At 73.1% G+C, this 875-nt stretch carries 1 protein-coding gene and 1 pseudogene; both read right to left on the bottom strand.

The genetic code is table 11. The features are described 5' to 3' along the window. Window positions 1–331: pseudogene (locus EHS43_RS45290) on the bottom strand (hypothetical protein); the annotation flags it as partial. After that, window positions 328–875, bottom strand: a 548-nt coding sequence (locus tag EHS43_RS45285; RefSeq protein WP_148104375.1) for a ricin-type beta-trefoil lectin domain protein, incomplete at its 5' end; no start/stop codon positions are given. The pseudogene EHS43_RS45290 and the gene EHS43_RS45285, both read right to left, overlap by 4 nt.

Genomic DNA, 875 nt, shown 5'->3' with positions numbered 1-875 from the left:
CTGTGTCGGTGTCCGGGTGGGTGGCAGTGTCGGGATGTTCCTCCTCGTCGAGGCGGGCCACGGTGTCCGTGTCCGTGTCGGGGGACGCGCCGGTGTCGGACGCGGTCTCCGTCTCCGCCTCGGATTCGGCGGATCCGGCGGGTCCGGCAGGTTCGGCGACCGCGTCGGCCGAGAGCCGCAGCGCCGCCGGTGCCGGGGACGGCTCCGTCGTGGCGGCAGCCGTGGATACGACTGCTTCCGCCGCCGGGGCCGGATCGCCCCCGGTGGCCGTTGCCGTCGGTTCGGGGGAAGCGGCTGCCATCTGGTCCCTCTGCCTCGGATCGGTGGTCATGCGGTGCTCCACTTCTGGTTGCCTCCGCCGTTGCACGACCAGAGCTGGAGTCGGGCACCGTTGCCGGTGGCCACGTCCTTGACGTCGACGCACTTGTCGGCCTGGACGTTGACCAGGTCGCGGGCCGCGTTGAGGCGGAACCGCTGTGCGCCGCTGCCGTTGCAGGAGACCAGCTGGACCGTGGCACCGTCGTCGTGTGAACCGCCGTCGACGTCCATGCACTTGCCCAGCGCCCGGACGGTGCCGTCGGAGGCGAACCGCCAGCTCTGACGGGCGGCGCCCGAACAGTCCCAGATCTGCAGCGGGGTGCGCTCGGCGGTGCTGCCGCCGGTGACGTCGACACAGCGGCCGGACGCGGTGCCACGGATGCGGACGCCGGCGACAGGCCCGGTGGCCGATGCGGAGGGGGCCGGGTGCTGTCCGGCCGTGCTGCTCGTCGTTCCGGTGGTCGTGGGAGCGCTCGGCGTCTCGGTTCCCGCCGCCTGCCCCGTGGCCTGGTTCACCGTGCTGTTCGGGGTGGGGGAGCCTTCGGAGGGGGTGGCTG

The organism is Streptomyces sp. RP5T (genome assembly GCF_003933965.1).
In the GTDB taxonomy this organism is placed as follows: domain Bacteria; phylum Actinomycetota; class Actinomycetes; order Streptomycetales; family Streptomycetaceae; genus Streptomyces.
This window is presented reverse-complemented; position numbering and strand designations above follow the sequence as displayed.